General features: G+C 59.2%; 18 protein-coding genes. 15 read left to right on the top strand and 3 right to left on the bottom strand.

The window, feature by feature from the left end; genetic code table 11:
* Nucleotides 1-110 precede the first annotated feature (110 nt).
* Nucleotides 111-1,055, top strand: a complete 945-nt coding sequence (gene ispH / locus BM315_RS14425) for a 4-hydroxy-3-methylbut-2-enyl diphosphate reductase (protein ID WP_090502148.1) — start codon at nucleotides 111-113, stop codon at nucleotides 1,053-1,055.
* A gap of 280 nt (nucleotides 1,056-1,335) precedes the next feature.
* Here the strand turns inward: ispH and BM315_RS14420 are convergent, their stop codons facing one another.
* Nucleotides 1,336-1,851 (bottom strand): GspH/FimT family pseudopilin, encoded by a 516-nt coding sequence (locus BM315_RS14420; RefSeq protein ID WP_090502251.1) that lies wholly within the window; start codon nucleotides 1,849-1,851, stop codon nucleotides 1,336-1,338.
* Nucleotides 1,852-2,379: 528 nt separating this feature from the next.
* Between BM315_RS14420 and BM315_RS14415 the strand changes: the two genes are divergently transcribed.
* The 14 genes from BM315_RS14415 to thiO all read left to right on the top strand — a co-directional run bounded on the left by BM315_RS14415 (nucleotide 2,380) and on the right by thiO (nucleotide 17,794).
* Nucleotides 2,380-2,787, top strand: a complete 408-nt coding sequence (locus tag BM315_RS14415) for a type IV pilin protein (protein WP_090502146.1) — start codon at nucleotides 2,380-2,382, stop codon at nucleotides 2,785-2,787.
* Nucleotides 2,788-2,789: 2 nt separating this feature from the next.
* The gene (gene pilV / locus BM315_RS14410) at nucleotides 2,790-3,353 is read left to right on the top strand and encodes a type IV pilus modification protein PilV (RefSeq protein ID WP_244527308.1); all 564 of its coding nucleotides are present in this window, start codon (nucleotides 2,790-2,792) and stop codon (nucleotides 3,351-3,353) included.
* Nucleotides 3,350-4,456 carry a PilW family protein gene (locus BM315_RS14405; protein WP_090502144.1) on the top strand — a complete coding sequence of 369 codons (1,107 nt, stop codon included), beginning with the start codon at nucleotides 3,350-3,352 and terminating at the stop codon, nucleotides 4,454-4,456. Before pilV (BM315_RS14410) ends, BM315_RS14405 begins: the two co-directional genes overlap by 4 nt.
* Nucleotides 4,453-4,950, top strand: coding sequence for a pilus assembly PilX family protein (locus BM315_RS14400; RefSeq protein WP_090502142.1), 498 nt, complete (start codon nucleotides 4,453-4,455; stop codon nucleotides 4,948-4,950). Before BM315_RS14405 ends, BM315_RS14400 begins: the two co-directional genes overlap by 4 nt.
* Nucleotides 4,951-4,981: 31 nt before the next feature.
* Entirely contained in the window at nucleotides 4,982-8,116 is a 3,135-nt protein-coding gene (locus tag BM315_RS14395) for a pilus assembly protein (protein WP_090502140.1), read from the top strand.
* Nucleotides 8,113-8,655, top strand: a complete 543-nt coding sequence (locus tag BM315_RS14390; RefSeq protein WP_090502138.1) for a GspH/FimT family pseudopilin — start codon at nucleotides 8,113-8,115, stop codon at nucleotides 8,653-8,655. Before BM315_RS14395 ends, BM315_RS14390 begins: the two co-directional genes overlap by 4 nt.
* A 465-nt stretch (nucleotides 8,656-9,120) precedes the next feature.
* On the top strand, nucleotides 9,121-9,423 hold the full coding sequence (locus BM315_RS14385; RefSeq protein WP_141123950.1) for a pilus assembly FimT family protein: 303 nt from the start codon (nucleotides 9,121-9,123) through the stop codon (nucleotides 9,421-9,423).
* Between the two features lie 64 nt (nucleotides 9,424-9,487).
* Nucleotides 9,488-9,982: a GspH/FimT family pseudopilin gene (locus BM315_RS14380; protein WP_170862224.1), complete on the top strand. Its 495-nt coding sequence runs from the start codon at nucleotides 9,488-9,490 to the stop codon at nucleotides 9,980-9,982.
* On the top strand, nucleotides 9,979-10,404 hold the full coding sequence (pilV, locus tag BM315_RS14375; RefSeq protein WP_212632960.1) for a type IV pilus modification protein PilV: 426 nt from the start codon (nucleotides 9,979-9,981) through the stop codon (nucleotides 10,402-10,404). Before BM315_RS14380 ends, pilV (BM315_RS14375) begins: the two co-directional genes overlap by 4 nt.
* Nucleotides 10,401-11,438, top strand: coding sequence for a PilW family protein (locus BM315_RS14370; protein ID WP_090502130.1), 1,038 nt, complete (start codon nucleotides 10,401-10,403; stop codon nucleotides 11,436-11,438). The genes pilV (BM315_RS14375) and BM315_RS14370 overlap by 4 nt, the downstream gene beginning before the upstream one ends.
* 10 nt (nucleotides 11,439-11,448) lie before the next feature.
* On the top strand, nucleotides 11,449-11,964 hold the full coding sequence (locus tag BM315_RS14365) for a pilus assembly PilX family protein (protein ID WP_170862223.1): 516 nt from the start codon (nucleotides 11,449-11,451) through the stop codon (nucleotides 11,962-11,964).
* 48 nt (nucleotides 11,965-12,012) lie between these two features.
* A complete protein-coding gene (locus BM315_RS14360; RefSeq protein WP_170862222.1) occupies nucleotides 12,013-12,438 on the top strand; it encodes a type IV pilin protein in 426 nt (141 codons plus the stop codon).
* 179 nt (nucleotides 12,439-12,617) lie between these two features.
* Nucleotides 12,618-16,310 (top strand): pilus assembly protein, encoded by a 3,693-nt coding sequence (locus BM315_RS14355; RefSeq protein WP_090502126.1) that lies wholly within the window; start codon nucleotides 12,618-12,620, stop codon nucleotides 16,308-16,310.
* Nucleotides 16,311-16,705: 395 nt separating this feature from the next.
* Nucleotides 16,706-17,794 carry a glycine oxidase ThiO gene (gene thiO / locus BM315_RS14350; RefSeq protein WP_090502124.1) on the top strand — a complete coding sequence of 363 codons (1,089 nt, stop codon included), beginning with the start codon at nucleotides 16,706-16,708 and terminating at the stop codon, nucleotides 17,792-17,794.
* Nucleotides 17,795-17,883: 89 nt separating this feature from the next.
* Here thiO and BM315_RS14345 read toward each other — a convergent pair whose 3' ends face one another.
* A complete protein-coding gene (locus tag BM315_RS14345; protein WP_090502122.1) occupies nucleotides 17,884-18,666 on the bottom strand; it encodes a TatD family hydrolase in 783 nt (260 codons plus the stop codon).
* A 97-nt stretch (nucleotides 18,667-18,763) separates the two neighbouring features.
* Complete coding sequence (gene cra, locus BM315_RS14340; RefSeq protein ID WP_090502119.1) at nucleotides 18,764-19,759, bottom strand: catabolite repressor/activator; 996 nt, start codon at nucleotides 19,757-19,759, stop codon at nucleotides 18,764-18,766.
* Between the last annotated feature and the right edge of the window lie 70 nt (nucleotides 19,760-19,829).

The following is a 19,829-nucleotide window of genomic DNA, read 5'->3' as shown; positions in this document are numbered from 1 at the left end:
GGGAAGGCGCGAATACCCCTCCCGGATTTCATCCGGGCTACGCAAGACGGGAACGGCGCCCGCTCCCGCGTTACACTTGCCCCCTGAACGACCGCGTGCCGAGAACCACCATGCATATCAAACTCGCCAATCCCCGCGGCTTCTGCGCCGGTGTCGACCGTGCCATCGAAATCGTCAACCGCGCCCTAGAAGTCTTCGGCCCGCCGATCTACGTGCGTCACGAGGTGGTGCACAACAAGTTCGTGGTCGAAGACCTGCGCGCGCGCGGCGCCATCTTCGTCGAGGAACTGGACCAGATCCCCGACGACGTCATCGTCATCTTCAGCGCCCACGGCGTGTCCCAGGCCGTGCGCAGCGAAGCCGAACGGCGCGGCCTGAAGATCTTCGATGCCACCTGCCCCTTGGTAACCAAGGTGCACATGGAAGTGGTGCGCTACAGCCGCGAAGGCCGCGAATGCATCCTCATCGGTCACGCCGGTCACCCGGAGGTCGAAGGCACCATGGGCCAGTACGACGCCAGCAACGGCGGCGCCATCTACCTGGTGGAAGACGAGGCCGATGTCGCGCGCCTGCAGGTGCGCAACCCCGAGGCCCTGGCCTTCGTCACCCAGACCACCCTGTCGATGGACGACACCAGCAAGGTCATCGACGCCCTGCGCGGCAAGTTCCCCAGCATCGGCGGGCCGCGCAAGGACGACATCTGCTACGCCACCCAGAACCGCCAGGACGCGGTCAAGCAACTGGCCGCCGAGTGCGACGTGCTGCTGGTGGTCGGCAGCCCTAACAGCTCCAACTCCAACCGCCTGCGCGAACTGGCCGAACGCATGGGCACTCCGGCCTATCTGATCGACGGCGCCGAAGACCTCAAGCGCGAGTGGTTCGATGGCATCAAAGGTATCGGCATCACCGCCGGCGCCTCGGCGCCCGAGGTGCTGGTGCGTGGGGTGGTCAGCCAACTGCAGGCGTGGGGTGCGACAGGCGAGAGCGAGCTGGAAGGGCGGCCGGAGAATGTGACGTTTTCGATGCCGAAGGAGTTGCGCGTCCAGCAGCTCTGAGCATGCAGCAACACTGGGAGTAGGGCGGCCCGGGGCGGCGTTCCGTTCGGAGCGCAGCGACAGCCCGCCAGCTTCTGTGCCGCATCGATGAGCCACGGTGCACTGCCTGCATCCTACGGAGCTCGGGTGCTTGAGGGCGTACTCGCGAAGCAATACGCTGCCCTCACGCATGCAGCGCCTGGGAAGCAGCGAGCGGCTACGATTGCGTAGCCCAGATAAGCGACAGCGCAATCCGGGGAGCGCTATCCAGGTTACCCCTGGGCTCATCCAGCATGCCCCTTCAGCAATTATTCGGCTCATCTCTGGCCCGTCTCAATCTGCCGCTCGCGCTCAGCACCAAACGCCTGACCGCCTGTTCACCGCTCGCATGACAGAGCGTCAGGGTTCCCGCCTGAAAACTGCCGCCCAGCAGCTTGGCGTTGCCAAGCGGGGTGTAGCGGACATAGCGCCTGACCGGCGTATTGCCCTTGACGATCACGCCCTTGGGTAGCGACGGCTCCTGCCTGAGCAGGGGTTCGCCTTCATCCAGTTGGCCGTTGTCGTTCAGGTCGACGAACACCCGCCAGCCACTGGCCCAATCGCCATCGGTGTTGTCGAGCAACACCGGCTGTCGCCGCTTGATCGATTCGCTACGAGCCAGGGCCAGGTTCGCCGCCAGCATATTGCTGGCGCTGACCAGTTGTTGGTTACCGACGAATTGCTGGGCGGCAGGCACGCCGACGCTGCTCAGCAGCGCGAGGACGCCGAGCGTGGTGAGCAATTCGGGGAGGGTGAAACCGCAAGCGTGACGGTGCATGGCGTCCGTGCCTCTTGGTTGGGGTACCCCACCATCCTGGTAGGGCGTGTGCCGGTCGTCTCCGTTCCGGCTCCGATGGTCGCGCCGACCGGGGTGTTTCCCGCGGCTGGCCTATAAGCTCTAGTCGGGAAACCGGATTTTGCAAGGAATTAGCGCAAGGCAAGAGCGTAAGAACAGCAAGAAAAGGGCAGGGCAAGCTATCGAGGAAAGCTGCTAGCAGGCCGTTGAAAAATGTAGGCGAGGCAGCCGAGACAAGGCAAAAACGGCCGAAAAAGCGCAGTTTACGTGCTGTAAATGAGCATTTTGACTGGGCTCGCACGCGAGGCCGTTTTTAACGCCGTATCGGCAACGTAGGTAGTTTTTCAACGGTCTGCTAGATTCGCCTGAGTCGATGGACATGGCCGTCCGTGAATGGAAAAGCGCCAACTGTCGAAACTTCGCACTGGTTAGCGGTATCCCGGTGCAATGATTCGTACCCTACCGGCATATGGGTAGGGCATGTGAATAAAAACGAGCGCGAGAGGGAATATGGTGAAGCGAACTGAGCAGCGGGGGTTCAGCCTGATCGAATTGATGATCGTGATTGCGATCATCGGCATCCTGGCCGCAATTGCCTACCCGAACTATCAGGAATACATCATCAAGAGCAATCGCGCTGCGGCGCAGGCGGCGATGATGGATATAGCCAACCGCGAACAACAATTACTCCTTGCTAACCGCGCCTATGTCGCTGCCGCCAACGCTACCGCTTTTCAAACCAGTACCGGCTACGTGTTGCCTGCCGACGTGTCCGCTAAATATGGCTTCAAGATCGAGCTGGGTGCGGGGTCTGAGCCTTCCTTTACGATCACATTCGTGCCGACGGGGGCTCAGGCAGGCGATGGCGACCTGACGCTGAATAGTCAAGGGGCCAAGACGCCGCCGGAGAAGTGGTGATTATGCTTATGCCACCGACTATTCGTAATCAGTGCGGTGTCACCCTGATCGAGGTGCTGGTCACCGTGATTATTCTTTCCATCGGTCTGCTGGGTATCGCGGGGTTGCAGTCGCGGTTGCAGCAGTCCGAGATGGAGGCTTATCAGCGATCCCAGGCTCTGTTGCTGCTCAATGACATGGCCAATCGCATTGCCAGCAATCGCAATAATGCAGCTACCTACGTTACGGGAACGGCCAGCCCGCTTGGTGTTGGCATGACTTGCCCAAGCAATTCAGGTAGCCGCAAGCAAAGAGACTCCAGCGAGTGGTGCTCCGCCCTGCAAGGCGCGGCGGAAAACGTTGGTACCAGTCAGATAGGCGCGATGCTAGGTGGTCGAGGCTGTGTCGAGTCTCTTGGCAGTGGTCAATACCTCGTCACGGTGGCTTGGCAGGGCCTGTTTCCCCTCGCGGCCCCTTCGGCGGGTGTTGCCTGTGGCGCAAATAGCTATGGTTCTGCCGGTTCAACCTGCGCCAATGATGTTTGTCGTCGTGTGGTCACTACCATCGTGCGGGTGGCCACACTATGAAAACCCCATTAATAAAAGTGCAAAGCAAGCAGTGCAGACCCATTGGGCAGGGCCCGCAATCTGGTTTTAGTCTCATCGAATTGATGGTTGCCATGGTCATCAGCTTGCTGATCATGGGGGGCGTGCTCACACTCTTTCTGGATGTCACTCGCACCAACGATGAAATGGCCAAGACCAATATCCAGATCGAGAATGGTCGTTTTGCCATTCAGTTGTTGCAGAACGACCTCTCGCATGGCGGGTTTTGGGACGGCTATGTCCCCCAGTTTGATGACCTGACGTTGACCACCGTGGCGAGTGATGCTCCTACCGATCCAGTGCCAAATCCCTGTCTTGCTTACAGTGATACAGACTGGACCTCTGCGCACAAAAACAATCTGCTGGGTATTCCCGTACAGGCATACGACGATGCGCCGACGGGCTGTACCAGTGCCTCGCCGGCGATAGGCGCAGATATAAAAGCCAACACTGATTTCTTGGTGGTGCGCCACGCAGAAACTTGTGTGGCTGGGGTGGGTGGTTGTGAAAATACCGCTGGGAAAGTTTATTTCCAGACATCGTTGTGTTCGACCTCGCCTGAAACAGCTTATTCCTATGTGCTTGATACCGATGACCATGATCTTCATCAGATGGACTGCGCGACCGCTGCGGATAGACGGAAGTTTGTGTCGAATATTTATTATATTCGCGACGATGACACCTTGATGCGTTCACGGTTCGACGTGGACAAACATCTTGCCGCTGAGCCTATGATTGAGGGTGTGGAAGGCTTCAGGGTTGAGTTGGGTATCGATGACGGTCCGGTCGACGGTGCTCCCGATACCTATGTGCGTTGCCCCTTGGCTAATATCTCTGCCGATACGACTGCTCCCTCGACCCACCCTGCCGCAACTGTCTGTGCCGCAGATCAGCTGGCGAATGTGGTTGCGGTTAAAGTGTATGTGCTGGTGCGCAGTCTTACCGCAACGCCAGGTTATACCGATGGCAAGACCTATAGCCTTGGCACAACCACGCTCGGGCCATTTAATGACAACTTTAAGCGCCATGTATTTTCCAGCACGGTGCGCCTGAACAACATATCTGGCAGAAGAGAGGTACCATGACTTTGCCCAGATCGTTACATTCTCAGCGTGGTTCAACCCTGATCGTTGGCTTGATCATGCTGCTTCTATTTACGCTGATGATTTCTAGTGCGTTCAACATGAGCGGCAGCAATCTCAAGGCCGTGGGTAATATGCAGTCTCGCGACGAAGCCATTGCGGCGGCGAACGCGGCCATTGAGCAGGTGGTAAGCCTGAATTTCACCGGCCTGACCGCGGCTCAACCCTACGAACTCGATTTCGATCAGGATCCGGCGACCCCGCCTTATCAGGTGATAGTGACAGTGGAAGGCTGCCGAAGAGCAACGCCGGCCCCCGTTGATGAAGCCCTCCTTAGTGGTGTTTCTTCTAATATTCACGGTACCAGCGGTTTCTACACCCTCTGGGAACTCAAGTCGGTTGTGGCTGACGGGCTGTCGGGAGCGGCGGTGACCGTGCGTCATGGTGTGCGCAAGTATATGGGCGAACTCGACCCAGATTTTGCAAAGTGCAGTTGAGTGCAGTGCATAGACGCTTAGGAGAAGGATAATGAAAGGCTTTTGGCTGAAGAGCGTGCTGGGTTTGACTGCACTGATTCTGCACTGCAATACTTATGCGGAAGACGTCGACCTGTTTGCGGGTATCACACCGCCGAATTCTGGACTTCCCAATGTGTTGCTTATATTGGATAACTCGGCAAACTGGAGTTCCGGTTCTTTTGCTTCATGTTTCTATAAGGAAAATGGAGTTGTTGCGGAAATTCCTGTCGGGCCAAAGGCCAGTAATCCAGGTAAAGAGCAGGGCACTAAGATGGCGATTGAGAAGTGCGCCCTCTACAACGCCATTGATGCCCTGCCGACCGAGGCGGATGGGGGTGCCAAGTTCAATGTTGGCTTTATGCTCTTCAATGAGTCGCCAGCCGCCAATAGTGGGGGGTACCCGCGTCAGGCCTTTTTGCCGCTGACGACTGCAAATAAAGCGGTACTCAAGGCAAAGGTTGCCGCTCTTAGTATTGGCGATGATAAAGGTAACAATGCCGCGTTTGCCAAGGCATTGCATGAGGCCTACCTGTATTTCAAGGGAGAAACACCCTACAAGGGCACCGCCGGTAGCAAGTGGGATGCAGCAGCCGTAGCGGGCGGAAAGTATGTCAGCCCCTCCGCTAACAGTTGTGGGCGTAATCACATCATCTTCATCGCCAATGGCGGGCCTGGCGAGGTGACTAACAACGAGGCGCGTGATCTCCTGGATGGCTTGGGCGGCAATACTACACAGATCAATTATCCAACCAGCGAAGTCAGCAACAGTGACCAAGGCAACTGGGCCGATGAATACGCACGGTATATGCGCGGCGCGGATGTAAGTGACAAGGATGACGCGCAAGGCATCATCACTCACGGGATTGCCGTTACGGGACATTCGAGTGACGGGAATTACCCCAATTTCATAAGGGCGATGGCCGACAATGGTTACGGCAGCTATTTTGCCGCCAGTGATGTGGATCAATTGACGGTCGCAATTCTAGATACCTTCAGCCAGATTCAGGCGGTAAACAGTGTATTTGCTTCGGCCAGCCTACCAATCAGCGTTAGTACCCAAGGCACTTATCTGAACCAAGTGTTTATCGGCATGTTCCGTCCGGACGCTGATGCTAATCCGCGTTGGGCGGGTAACCTCAAGCAATATAAGTTTGTAGCGGATACCTCCGGCGGTGAATTCAAGTTGTTTCTTGGCGATGCGGATGGAGCATCCGCCATCAGCACGGCAAAGACAGGCTTCCTCAAGCCTTGTGCGCGCAGTTTCTGGACACCTGAGGATCCAGACAGCTACTGGTCGTTCCTGCCGCAAGGCACCTGTACGACTATCAACGAGGTAGTCGTCCCTAATCTGGATCGGTCCAACTCACCTGACGGCGATATCGTCGAGAAGGGTGCAGCAGGATATAGCCTCAGGAGTGGCGGCCTTACGCCGACTACACGCAACATCAAGACCTGTAATGGCTGCTCGGCTGGACTATCGCTTCCTGTCATGAATGCCGCCAACTCTGGCTTGGCATCCGATCTTGCTGCTTGGATTGCCGGTGCGGATAACACGGCTACCCCTGAGAAAACGGGTCAGACTGCCGCCAATATGCGTCCCTCGGTGCATGGCGACGTGGTGCACTCCCGCCCGGTAGCTGTGGATTACGGTGGCAGCACCGGTGTGGTGGTGTTCTATGGCGCCAATGATGGCACTTTGCGCGCCATCAATGGCAATCAGGGCGATACCGACGGCAACGAACTCTGGTCGTTTGTGGCGCCGGAGCACTACAGCAAGTTTGCACGACTGCGCTCGAACAGCCCTGAGTTGTATTATCCAGGCACGCCGATAGCTACAGCCACGCGCAAGGATTACTTCTTCGACGGCCCGGTGACTGCGCATAAAGATGGCAACAATGTTTGGGTCTATGCTGCGATGCGCCGGGGTGGCAGTGCGGTGTACGCATTCGATGTCAGTGCCGGCACGAACCTCACTGACCCAAGGCTGAAATGGAAGGCTGACAGTGCAACCACCGGGTTGAGTAATATTGGCCAGACCTGGTCGGCGCCCAAGGTAATCAAGGCGGCAGGCTATACCAGCGTTACCAGCTCCACAGACGGCGACGGTGTCACCACTACTACTACGAACTACAAGCCGATGGTGATCATGGGCGGCGGTTATGACTCATGCGAGGATGGCACGGTCTCCTCTGATCTCAATACCTGCACCTCCGGCGCCCCCAAGGGCAGCAATGTCTATGTGCTGGATGCAGATACTGGCACGGTGTTGAATAGCACTATGGTTACAGACCGCAGCGTAGTGGGCGACATTACGGTTGTTACCAATAGCAGCGGATTGGCGCAGTACGCGTATGCGGCAGATACCGGCGGTAATGTCTATCGGGTCAATATCGCGGGTGCCCCGTCGACCTGGACGATCGATCCAATCGCTGCGCTTGGCTGTGATACCGAGACTTGTCCAGGCGGGGTGGCCAATCGCAAGTTCCTGTTTGCTCCGGAAGTCGTCGTGACCAGTGGTTTCAATGCGGTGCTGTTGGGCTCTGGCGATCGCGAACATCCATTGAGTACCGACGCTGTAACTGCGTCTGTTAATAACGCCTTTTTCATGATTAAGGATGATCGTTCAGCCGACCCAGAGGTGATTAGTCTCGACGATGATGTGTTGTTGGAAATCGATGCCAATAGTGCGGGGCTAACGGCTGATCAACAGTCCGAACTAAGCGGTGCCGATAATAAAGGCTGGTATTTACAGTACGGTACAGCAGGTACCATCCACGATAAAGAACAGGTAGTGACATCTGCAGTGGTCGTGTTTGGGGTGGTAACCTTCAGTACCCATACTCCAACCGTAGCATCGTCGACCAGTTGCGGTTCAAATCTTGGGACGGCTCGGGTTTATAACATGAATTTTCTGGATGCCTCACCGGCCAAGGGGACGGATCGTTTTCAAGTTATTGATGGCGGCGGGCTGCCACCTTCTCCAGTGTCGGGGATAGTGACTGTATGTACCAGTGACGGAGTGTGCAGCGATGTTCCGTTCTTGATTGGCGGTAATCCAAACTCCCCCGTGGAAGTTGATTATGCACCCGAGCCTAGTGGTTCTGCGGTTAACAAAAGCCGCGTGTACTGGAATATCGAGCAATGATTGGGCGCATTACTTCTATTCAGCGATCTGGGCAGCACGGCTTCACGCTGGTCGAGTTGCTGATCACTCTTGCTGTATTCGCAGCGCTGCTGGCAATTATGGTGCCGTCGTACTCCGACATGACCCTGGGCAGCAAGCTGCGCTCCCAGGCCAACGATCTGGTCGCGGGCGCGGTGCTGGCGCGTAGTGAGGCGATCAAACGTAATCAGGCGGTGCGGATGTGCGTCTCCGCCGATGGCGCAAGCTGCATCACTGGGGGCTGGGAGCAAGGCTGGGTGGTATTCCACGATGCCGACGACGACGGGACGCTGGATGCAGGAGAGACGGTACTGCTGCGGCATCAGGCGGCAGCCTCCGGTTTTAAAATTACCGGCACTGTCGACAGCGTGCGCTTTCAGGGAACTGGTGTAGGGGCCACTCAGGCCACATTGACAGCCTGCCGCGCCACCCCCAGCGTTGGCACTCAAGAACGGGTGGTCACTATCACCGCGACAGGCCGTGCATCAGTGGCCAGGACCAATACCGGAACCTGCTCCTGACCCGTTGCCTTTCGCTCAACCGCCGTAACCGGCTGCCCCTGCTGGCAGCCTTTACACCCACTATCAAACAACGGCGACTCGCCGCAAAGGCGGCGGGGCTGGACTCGTGCATTGCGCCGGCCTCATCCACTCTGGCTAATCCCCTCTTGCCGCCAGCGCCCACTTCCTTCGTTTTCTCCTGTCTTCGGGCGCGGCAACTGCCTGTTTGCCGATAAGCCCGTTCGCCTCGCTCCAGCCCCGTCGGCTTTCCCGCGCTGCGCCTTCCGTCACCCGCCAATATGGGGGCGAGGTCGCAGTTCTTGACATTAACGATATGAAACGCTCGTATCAGTCGGTTATGATCCCGAGGCGCAAAATTACCGCTAGTCGGAATTTTTTGACCGTTTGTCCATGGATGGGCGTTTGCAGGGGAGGGAGAGGGCGGTCCTGCGTGCTACGCAAGATGACATCTATGGAGTGGATGCGATGCCGCAGAAAGGCTTCACCTTGATCGAACCGATGATCACCATCGCAGTGCTTGCGATAGTTCTCGGGATCGCCGTTCCATCCATCAGCAGCATGCTGCGGGTCACCCGTGCTTTTTTCTGGCCGATAAGCCCCAGCGGGCGTCTCGGTTCGCCCGCTCTGCAAGCGTGCTTACAAGGTGGCGGGCATTGCCTGGTGATCGATGGTTTATACGCCAGAGCAACGTTCCTCGGCAACGCCATAGCGGTGGTCAACAATTTGTCGATCAAACCTGCCGCTCGTGGCTACCTGCATAATGAGTGATTTCCGTATTCGCCCCCTTTGGCGTGCTCTTGCATATCGTCGTTGGCCCCTAGAGGCAGATTCTATGTCGCAGAAAGGTTTCACTCTGGTCGAGATGATGGTCACGTTGGCTGTGCTGGTCATTATATTGAGCATTGCCGGCCCTAATTTCGCCGAGATGATCCGCGCCAATCGCGCCGAATCACAGCGCACGACTCTTTTCGCTGCGATCAATCTCGCACGTAGCGAGGCTATCCGCCGTTCCACTCTCGTTCGTGTCAGTTTGGCCAGCGGCACAAGCTGGACGGGGGGCTGGCGTATTTGGGTAGATGCAAATGGCGATAACACTTTTCAAGACGGCGAGGCGCTCAAGGAGTTTCCAGCGCTGACTGGCGGAAACACCCTCGTTTCCAGTGCAGCCACCGTTATGTTCAACGCCCAGGGTTACTTGAGTGCTGGAACCCCGGGTAGCAGTACGACGTTGCAGTTCCGGGTGGGAGCTGACCATTGCTCGTTGGAGCGCGATATCAAAATCAATCACCTGGGGCGTGTGTCGTCAGAGCGGAGGACTTGCTCGTGAACAGTGGTCGTCAATCGGCGGGTTTTAGTCTGATAGAAGTCTTGGTTTCGGTTCTGGTGTTGGGGAGCGGCATCTTGGGGATGGCCAGCTTGCAACTCAATGCGTTGAAGTATAACCAGGTGGCTGCAGTGCGATCGCAGGCGACCTTTTTGGTATATGACATCACCGATCGGATGCGGGCCAATCGCACCAAGGCGCAGGCGGGTAGTTACGATATCAGTCTCACTGCCAGCGCGCCGACCGGCTCGAGCATAGTCGCGACCGATTTGCAGCAATGGAGGGCTGCGCTCGATGAGCAACTTCCGAGCGGCACGGGCGCGGTCCAACGCAGTGCTGGGAAATTTATTATTACCGTGCAGTGGGACGAGTCGCGTGTTGGTGGGGCGGCGGGCCAGCAATTTGTATATGAGACCCGGCTATGATCGGGGTAATGGCGGGTGATAGAAAACGCAGCACGGGTTTCAGCCTGGTGGAATTGATGGTAGCGCTAGTGATCAGCCTATTGATCGGTATCGCGGTATTACAGGTTTTCTTATCCTCGAAGAATACCTATCGCCTGCAGGAGACCATGGGCCAGTTGCAGGAAAATGGCCGTTTCGCTGTCAACTATCTGGCCAATGACTTGCGCATGTCAGGTTTTATGGGGTGCGGCAATGTCGATCGTATCCCGGTAAATATCATTGCGGAAGCTGACGGTGGTGGGCTGGCTGTTTCGGCATTCGATGGCGATGCAATTATTGTGGGGCAGAATGATGTGGCGGCCTCCAATACCTGGGGGGCGGTGGCTGGCACGGATACCCTGGTGATGCGCAAGGCGGCAAGCGGTTCCATGCGTTTGACCGGGAACATGAGTGCGGTCAATGCCAATATCCAGGTGGTCTCGAATTCCTTGGGCGCCGTGGCGGGGGATATTCTGTTCATTTCGGATTGTATTAATGCCGATATATTTCGGGCTACCGGCGTATCCAGCAGCGCGGGGACTGTCACGATCGCGCATGCCAATAATATAAATACCAGCAATAACCTCAGCAAGGCCTATGGGCCGGACGCCGAGGTGCTGATGTTCGAGTCGGTCGCGTATTACGTGAGGAACACCGGGCGGACTACGCCGAACGGCGATGCTATTCGTGCCTTGTATGTACAGCGCAAGGCTGGGGGGACGGCGGAGACGGCTACCGCTTACGAGTTGATCGAGGGTGTAGAGGATATGCAACTTGAATTCGGCGTCGATTCGGGTGACGACAATCTGGCGGACTCCTATCAGCCCGCGAGTGGCTCAGTGGATTGGGGCAAAGTGGTTAGTGTGCGTTTTAGTCTGTTGATGCAGGCGGTGGACGGCAAGTTGGCCGGTGGCGGTGGGCAGGCGATCAACTACAACGGTAGCGCCGTGACCGCCGATGGCAGGTTACGCCAGAAATTCGGGACTGTTGTTGCAGTTCGAAATCGTGTTCCTTGAGGAGAGGCGTATGCCTATTCAACTTGGCATTCGTCAGCAAGGTGCGACGCTGATTGTCTGTTTGGTTTTTCTGTTGATCCTGACCATGATTGGCGTCAGTTCCATTCAAAGTGCCACGTTGCAAGAACAGATGGCGGGCAGTGCGCGCGATTATAATGCGGCCTTCCTGGCGGCGGAGTTCTCATTGCGTGAAGGCGAGAGTTACTTGCAATCAGCAACGTTGGGCGACTTCGCCGGGACGCAGGGACGTTTTGCTATTTGCAGCCCGACGAGCACGGCGGCCGCGTGTATGGCACCCAGTTGGAGTAACAGGGCCTCTACCGGTTGGGTGACTCAGTCGGGGCTTGGTCACGTTAGCACCCAGCCGCAATATATTATCGAAAAGTACCCGGTGGTCGTGGATGTCAATGCGCCCCTGGATGCGGACACGCCGCCGGTGCAGATTGAAGTCTACCGGGTGACCGCGCGTGGTTTCGGGGTGTCGGAAAACTCGATGTCTGTTCTGCAAACGACATATCGGCGCTAGGCGAGCTCGAGTGTGAAGTTGGGCATGCCAAGGGCTAGAGGTGAATGGATGAAACTGAGTAAAACCAAAGGTTTCACATTGATCGAGTTGATGATCGTTATAGTCATCATAGGGATCCTGGCGGCAATTGGTTACCCGGGTTACACCGAGTATATAAGCCGCGGCAAACGTGCCGAAGCCAAGGCGGCGTTGCTGGAGGCGGTACAGAGTATTGAGCGAAATTATTCGGTCAATGGCACGTACCTCAACAGTGGTGGTACCGCGCTGGCCGCGGTCTTTACCACTGCGGTTCCCGCTAACGGCACGGCCTATTACAACATTGCAGTGACCGGCACGGCGACCAGGAACAGTTTCACTTTGCGGGCTACGCGTACCGGCAGCATGGCAAGCGATGGGTGTGGGAATTTCGAGATCAGCCATACCGGAGCGCGCACCCTGAATAGCAATACCAAGAGTCTGGCGGCTTGTTGGTAAGTCGTTATTGGCGGCTAGCGATAGTGTCGGCCGCTGTTCCATCTATGTGTCGCTAGCCGCGAGCCTGCTGCAGGGCGGTGCTGTAAGGCGCCTTAGAATAACAATCGCTTAGTTCCGTGCCGCCCCCGCCTGGTGGCGCTCTGGGACAATACATTCGCGTCAATGAGGGTCGATCAAGTATGTTCGATATTATCAATTCAGGAAGAGCCCGTCGTTGCGCGATTGTTGCGTTTGCCTTCGTGCAGACCTTGGGGATTTCACTGTCTGCATCGGCATTGACGGTATCCCAACAACCGCTATCTCTCAGTGCGCAAGTCGCACCCAATGTCATCATGGCCATCGATGATTCCGGCAGCATGGATTCCGAGTTCCTGTTGCCTTCCAACGATGGTGCGCCTTGGTGGCGTATCGATAGCGATGCGGGGCGGCGTGGTTTTGTTGGCTGGGGGACGGATGCCGCCTTCTCAGCAGATAGTTTTGTCGGGGGTACCCGGCTGAACTTCAACCACGCAGGTAACGCCAACGGTACGTGGAAGAAGTTTGCCTACCTTTTTCCTAACGGCAGCGATACCGGGGCCGGCGGGCGTATATATTCAGACGCCGGTAATGACCACTATGCTGTTCCGCCGTTGCCCGCCTATGCCTTTTTCAGGTCGGTCGAGTACAACAAGGCATATTTCGATCCGGGCCAAACCTATGCACCCTGGCCTTCGGTAGCGGGTAGAACCTTTGCCGATATGCCAGCCACGGCTGCTAAAGCCGACCCCTGGCTTTCCGGCTCGATGACGTTCGACTTGACGGCCAATGTGGAAAGTACCGAAGCGAACCACCTGTTCAGGCTGTATGAGGGAATGCCCGTTGCGCTCGGGACGAAGATTCATCTGGGTGGCTCTTGGCGAACGCTGACAGCAGACGGGGTGGTGCCATTCTCGTCCGTCCCCGGGGGGCAGACCGTCAGCAATGATACGAGCTACGCCATCAGCTATTTTCCGGCCTCTTTCTACTCCAGTGAGTTGCTTCCCGCATCTTATGGTTATACCGCCGCTGCGCAGAGAAGCGGCTTCTCTCCGGGGGCGAGTGCAGCGGATCTGTACCTGTACCAGATAAAGCCGGGCAACTTTTCCGATACGGCCAAGTACCAGGCCGCCATCCAGAATTTCGCCAACTGGTTCAGCTATTACCGCAAGCGCCAGCTGGCGACTCGGGGTGGGGTGGCCGCGTCCTTCAAGGACATGACCACGATTCGGGCAGCCACCTTCCGCATTAACAACCGAACCGCACTGACCATGCGCGATCTTTCCGTGCCTGCCCAGCGCGACAGTTTCTTTTCGGCAGTACTGGCGCCAACCGTCAACGGCGGTACGCCGAACCGTGAGGCGCTCACCCATGCCGGTGAACAACTAAAACGAACGGACGCCGACGCTCCGGTCCAGTTCGCCTGTCAGGCCAATGCGACCATCCTGTTTACCGATGGCTTCAGCAACAGTTCTACGGCTAGCCCGAGTGCGGGCAACGCCGATGGCAACCAGGGCGAGCCCTATGCCGACACCGTGAGCGATACCATGGCGGATATCGCCATGAAGTATTACAACAGCCCCCTGCGCACCGGTGCGGGCTTTCCTGCCGGTCGTGTACCTGTGGCCTCCGCTTGCAATACGGCCAGCCCGCCCCCGGGGACTGATTGCAAGCGTAACCTGCATATGCTGACTTACGGGGTCACGCTTGGCAGCAAGGGTATTCTGTTCGACCCGGATGCAGATCCTCAAGTCGACCCCTACGCCGCTCCGCCCGCTTGGTGGAGCAGTTTCCCGGCTCGCAGCCCGCGCGCTGTGGATGACCTGTGGCACGCCACCATCAATGGTCGCGGGCAGATGTTGAACGCGAAGACTCCCGCCGAAGTTGCCACCACCATCAAGGTTGCCCTGAACAACATCATCGCCAATACAGGGTCCGCATCGGCGGTAGCAACCAACTCGACACGCTTGGATGCCGACACCTTCGTCTACCAGGCAAAATTTGACAGTGCCGACTGGTCCGGCGAGTTGCTCGCCTACCCGGTGGATTCCAGCGGGCAGATTGCTTCCCTGGCGTGGTCGACCAGTGACGGCATTCCGGCAGCGGCCGATCGCAATATCGTGACTTGGACGGGCAGCCAGGCGGTTAGCTTCGTGACGGCTAGCTGGAATTTGCTCAGCGAGGCTCAGCGTGACGCCCTGAATAACGGTGCCGCAGACTTGGTGGGGCAGGAGCGGCTGGAGTGGCTGCGCGGCTCTCAGGCCCGGGAAGTTGATCAAGGCGGGCCATATCGTAACCGGACCAGGTTGCTGGGCGATGTCGTCAACTCCGATCCTTTGTTCGTGAAGAAGGAGGATTTCGGCTTCTCCGTGCTGGCTACTGGGGGGAGCAGCTATGCGGCCTACGTGACAGCCAAGCAGAGCAAAACACCCATGCTGTACGTCGGCGCGAACGACGGGATGTTGCATGGTTTCGATGCCAATACGGGTCGCGAGCTGTTCGCGTTCATTCCCGCCGCCGCCTATGGGTCGCAGGCGGCGCCCAAGTTGGCGTCGCTGACGGACCCTGGTTATACCCACCAATACTTTGTCGACGGCTCTGCGCGGGCCTCAGATGCCTATATCGGCGGTGCTTGGAAAACCGTCCTGGTTGGTTCTACCGGGGCGGGGGGCAAGTCGGTGTTCGCCATCGATGTAAGCGATCCGGGCAGTTTGGGAGCGAACAGCGTGCTCTGGGAGTTTTCCACCGCCGCGAATGCGACCGACAAGTTGGGTACCGCCATGAGCAATCCCGTGATTGCCAGGCTTGCATCGGGGGATTGGGTGGCCATCTTCGGCAACGGCTACGACAGCGGCGACAATGTGAAGCTGTTTGTCGTCAGGTTGTCCGATGGGCAGTTATTGAAAGCGATCGATACGGGCGTTTCGGGGACCGGCAATGGATTGGCTACGCCGCTGCCGGTCGATACCAACAACGACCGGATCACCGATGTGGTTTATGCGGGTGATTTGTTGGGGAACATGTGGAAGTTCGACCTGACCCATGCCAACGCTACGCAATGGGATGTGGCCTATAAGCAAGGCAATACTCCCAAGCCGTTGTTCACCGCTGTCGGAGGTGGTGCGGGGCAGGCGATAACCGCTCGCGCTACTGCAGGTCGCAACCCTGCCGCCGGTAGTGGCGTGATGGTTTATTTCGGTACCGGAAAGTACTTCGAGACAGGCGATAACGTGGTTGGCAGTTCGCCACAATTGCAGCGCTTCTATGCGGTCTACGATGGCGGCTCGAGAGTTACCGCGCTGTCCAGTCTGGTACAGCAGACGGTGACCAATGAGGGGGTGACGTCGGGGGTAGAGTCGTGGGGCGAATACCGGTTCGGCTACCGTATGACCTCGACGAATGAGGTCGATTACTCGACCAAGAAAGGTTTCTACCTGGACTTGCAATCGCCTGGGGCCACTAATGGGGCGGGAGAACGGGTGGTTAGCCAGGCGCTGTTGCGGGGCGGGCGAATCATATTCACCACCTTGATCCCCTCGGCGGATGCATGTGCCTTTGGCGGTAGCAGCTGGTTGATGGAATTGGACGCCTTCAATGGTGGTCGCTTGCCGTACTCGGTCTTCGATGTGAATGGCGACGGCTTGATTGACGATAACGACTTCATTCTCCTGGACGATGGGACCAGGCTCCCGGCAAACGGCAAGAGCTTTGGCGAGATCATCAAGACGCCCGGTATCATCGGCGCCGGTGAAGTCGAATATAAGTACACCTCTGGTTCCAGCGGAACGCTAGGGGTAACGCTGGAGGAGGGCTCGGGCGACAAGGTCGGACGTCAGTCCTGGCGCCAGCTGCAGTAGCGAATGGCCCTCCCCCGGCTCTGCCAGGGGAGGGCGAGTGAGGCGGCCCCCGATCTGCCTTTCACGGAGTCGCCCAAGGACGGTACCAGCAAATATTACGACCTGAACTTCGCCCGCGAACCCACAGCCAGCATGTATCCAAGGGGGGCATGGCGAACGATACCTGCGGCACTATGACCCTAGGCAATACTGGGGCCAAAGGGCAGGCTACGGGGGCCAGCCTGGCGGCGTGCTGGCGGCGCTAGCTTGTGCGCCGCGGCGATCACCGGGTCGCCCACACCGGTGGGCAAACGCTGAATAACGCGGCCGGCGCCATGCAGGCGTGCTGGTAGAAATACACCGGGTTTATGACGTATAACGGGCCGCCTTTGCGGCCCGTTTTTATTGGAGAAGCTATGCGAGTCTTGATGGTGGGGGGTGGCGCTATCGGCTTGTTGTCGGCGCGCTTGTTGGCCGCGGCTGGTGTCGAGGTATGCCTGCTCGATCAGGGTGCGCTGGGCGGCGAAGCCTCCTGGGCCGGAGGCGGCATCGTTTCGCCGCTCTATCCCTGGCGCTACCGGCCGGCGGTGACGGCTCTGGCGCACTGGTCGCAGGATTTTTACCCGCAGCTGGGGGCGCAGTTGCTGGCCGACACCGGCATCGATCCCGAGGTGTATGTCACCGGCCTGTACTGGCTCGACCAGGAGCAGGCCGCGCCCCTGGCCTGGGCCGCGCGTGAACAGCGGCCGATGCAGGCGGTGCCCGTCGAGGCGGTGTATCGGGCGGTACCGGCGTTGGCCAGGCGCTTCTCGCGGGCGTTGCACATGTCGGGCGTGGCCAATGTGCGCAACCCGCGCCTGGTCAAGGCGTTGCGTGCGGCGCTGGTGCAGATGCCCAATGTGACCGTGCATGAGCAGTGTGCGGTTAGCGGGTTTATTCGCGAAGGCGAGCGGATCCGTGGTGTGCACAGTTCCGCTGGCGACATCCGTGGCGATCATGTGGTGGTTGCCGCCGGCGCCTGGAGCGGCGAGCTGTTGCGCAGCCTGGGCCTCGCGTTGCCGGTCGAGCCGGTGAAGGGGCAGATGATCCTCTACAAGTGCACCGAGGACTTTCTCACCAGTATCGTGCTGGCCAACGGGCGCTACGCGATTCCGCGGCGCGATGGCCATGTCCTGATTGGCAGTACGCTGGAATATCTGGGGTTCGACAAGACGCCCAGCGAAGAAGCCCTGGCCAGCCTCAAGGCGTCGGCGGTTGGGTTGCTGCCGGCGCTGGCCGATGCCGAGGTGGTGGGCCATTGGGCCGGATTGCGCCCGGGCTCGCCACATGGCATTCCCTTTATCGGGCCGGTACCGGGGCATGACGGTCTCTGGTTGAACTGCGGGCATTTCCGCAACGGCCTGGTGCTGGCGCCGGCCTCCTGCCAGTTGCTGACCGATCTGCTGCTCGGAAATGAGCCGATCATCGATCCGACGCCTTACGCGCCAGACGGGCGTTTGGGCTGAGGATGCGCTGTCTGCTGCTCCTGGAGGGCGATCAACTCCGGTGAGCGAGCGGCCCTTGGATGTGGGTACCCGGAGCTAGGCTGTGGTGCTCAGAGAACCCAGCCGAACAAGTCGGCGGCATTGCGACTGCTGGCTGCGGCCAGTTGCTCCGGGGCGACGTTCATCAGTCGCGCCAGTTCGCTGCAGATTTCCGGCAGGTATTCCGGGCTGTTGCGCTGATACGGGTGCATGGCCGGGGCCATGTCCGGGGCGTCGGTTTCCAGCACCACGGCATCCAGCGGCAGGCGCGACAGGGTCTGCTGCAGGCGTCTGGCCTGGGGCCAGGTCGGCGCGCCGCCGAGGCCCAGTTTGAAGCCCAGCTTGAGGTATTCGCGGGCCTCCTCATAGCTGCCGGCGAAGGCGTGGATGATGCCGCCGCGTGGGAGCTTGAGCTGCTTCAAGGTGGCGATGCTGGCGGCGTGGGCGCGCCGCACGTGCAGCAGGGCCGGCAGTTCGAACTCCAGCGCCAGACGCAGTTGTGCCTCGAACAGCGTCTGTTGGCGTTCACGGTCGAGCTGTTCGAGGAAATAGTCCAGGCCGAACTCGCCCACCGCGCAGAGTTGCCGGTGGCCGGTCAGGCGCTGTAGCCAGTCGCGCAATTCATGCAGGTGTTCGGGGCGATGTTGGTCCAGATAGACCGGGTGCAGGCCGAAGGCGGCGTACAGGCCGGCATCGCCCTGCACCAGATCCCACAGCCGCTGCCAGTTGCCCTGGTGTACGCCGAGCACCACCAGGCGCTCGACACCCCGGGTACGGCAGCGCGCGAGCAGCTCGGCGCGGTCGGCGTCGAAGTCGGGGAAATCCAGGTGGGTGTGGGTATCGATCAGGCGCATGGGCAAAGCATCGGTGATTTGTCGGCGCTGCGCCAGTCGGCATGCCGCTTCAGCAGCCGACCTTTGGAGTTAAGGGTGATGCGCCGGCCATCGCTTGTTACAACGCGCGGCGGATCTTGAGCAGGCGCGGGATGGCTTCGATACCGGGCTGGTAGTCATTCTGCTCGATGGCGCGCAGGGCCAGATCGAGGACGCGCTCGGCGATCTGGGCGTGTTGCTGGACTATGGCGTTGACCCGCAGCGGCAGGAAATCCAGCAACTGGGTGTCGCCGAAGGTGGCCAGGCGTAGACCCTCGACGCCAGGCCCCGATTGTTCCTGCAAGGCATCGAAGACCCCTTCGAGCAGCACATAGGCGGTGGTGATCAGCGCATCCGGCAGGTCGGCGGGGTTGTCCAGCAGGGCGCGCATCTGCCGGTAGCCACAGGCGCGGTTGAATTGTTCGGCATGGCTGACGCTGACAGTGCCGCCGAAATCGTTCAGGGCCTGACGAAAGCCGCGTTCGCGGGCCTGGCTGATCGGCAGTTCCGGGCGCGCGCCGATCAGGGCGATATGCCGCGGCGGCGGGTTGAGCAGGCTGGCGGTGAGCAGGGCGCCGGCCTGCTGGTCGTCGCTGACCACCGAGCAGATGTGCGCGGGATCGAGGGCGCGGTCGACGGCGATCACCGGCACGCCGGCCGCGAGCAGGCGCGGGTAGGCCGGATCGTCCTGGGGCAGGCAACTGGCGACGATCAGTGCGTCGCAACGGCGCGAGCGGAACAGTTCGAGCAACTGGCGCTCGCTGCTCGGGTCGTCATCGGAGCTGGCGATCAGCAACTGGTAGCCGGCGGCGCGGGCGCGCTGTTCCAGCAGCTTGGCCAGGCGCGCGTAACTGGGGTTCTCCAGGTCCGGCAGGATGAAACCCAGGCAGCGGCTCTGCCCGCGGCGCAGGCCGGCGGCTTGCTGGTCGGGACGGTAGCCGTGGCGTTCGACCACTTCCAGTACCCGCGCCACGGTGGCGGCGCTGATCCGCCGTTTGTCGGCCTGGCCGTTGATCACGTAGCTGGCGGTGGTCACGGAAACCTGGGCCAGACGGGCGATGTCGCTGAGTTTCAAGGCGTAGTCCTAGTGTCGCGTCACAGATCATTTGTCGTGGAGTCCCACGCGCCGTTAGCCATCGGGTTGC

Source organism: Pseudomonas borbori (assembly GCF_900115555.1).
Lineage (GTDB): Bacteria > Pseudomonadota > Gammaproteobacteria > Pseudomonadales > Pseudomonadaceae > Aquipseudomonas > Aquipseudomonas borbori.
The sequence above is the reverse complement of the archived record's forward strand: the minus strand, read 5'-3'. Positions and strand labels throughout refer to the sequence as shown.

Coding starts and splice junctions, on each gene's coding strand:
- BM315_RS14365 (WP_170862223.1), top strand. CDS start 11,449: ATGCCTATTCAACTTGGCATTCGTCAGCAAGGTGCGACGCTGATTGTC.
- BM315_RS14415 (WP_090502146.1), top strand. CDS start 2,380: ATGGTGAAGCGAACTGAGCAGCGGGGGTTCAGCCTGATCGAATTGATG.
- BM315_RS14345 (WP_090502122.1), bottom strand. CDS start 18,666: ATGCGCCTGATCGATACCCACACCCACCTGGATTTCCCCGACTTCGAC.
- BM315_RS14360 (WP_170862222.1), top strand. CDS start 12,013: ATGAAACTGAGTAAAACCAAAGGTTTCACATTGATCGAGTTGATGATC.
- BM315_RS14420 (WP_090502251.1), bottom strand. CDS start 1,851: ATGCACCGTCACGCTTGCGGTTTCACCCTCCCCGAATTGCTCACCACG.
- BM315_RS14400 (WP_090502142.1), top strand. CDS start 4,453: ATGACTTTGCCCAGATCGTTACATTCTCAGCGTGGTTCAACCCTGATC.
- ispH (WP_090502148.1), top strand. CDS start 111: ATGCATATCAAACTCGCCAATCCCCGCGGCTTCTGCGCCGGTGTCGAC.
- pilV (WP_244527308.1), top strand. CDS start 2,790: ATGCTTATGCCACCGACTATTCGTAATCAGTGCGGTGTCACCCTGATC.
- thiO (WP_090502124.1), top strand. CDS start 16,706: ATGCGAGTCTTGATGGTGGGGGGTGGCGCTATCGGCTTGTTGTCGGCG.
- BM315_RS14380 (WP_170862224.1), top strand. CDS start 9,488: ATGTCGCAGAAAGGTTTCACTCTGGTCGAGATGATGGTCACGTTGGCT.
- BM315_RS14370 (WP_090502130.1), top strand. CDS start 10,401: ATGATCGGGGTAATGGCGGGTGATAGAAAACGCAGCACGGGTTTCAGC.
- BM315_RS14390 (WP_090502138.1), top strand. CDS start 8,113: ATGATTGGGCGCATTACTTCTATTCAGCGATCTGGGCAGCACGGCTTC.
- BM315_RS14405 (WP_090502144.1), top strand. CDS start 3,350: ATGAAAACCCCATTAATAAAAGTGCAAAGCAAGCAGTGCAGACCCATT.
- BM315_RS14355 (WP_090502126.1), top strand. CDS start 12,618: ATGTTCGATATTATCAATTCAGGAAGAGCCCGTCGTTGCGCGATTGTT.
- BM315_RS14395 (WP_090502140.1), top strand. CDS start 4,982: ATGAAAGGCTTTTGGCTGAAGAGCGTGCTGGGTTTGACTGCACTGATT.
- BM315_RS14385 (WP_141123950.1), top strand. CDS start 9,121: ATGCCGCAGAAAGGCTTCACCTTGATCGAACCGATGATCACCATCGCA.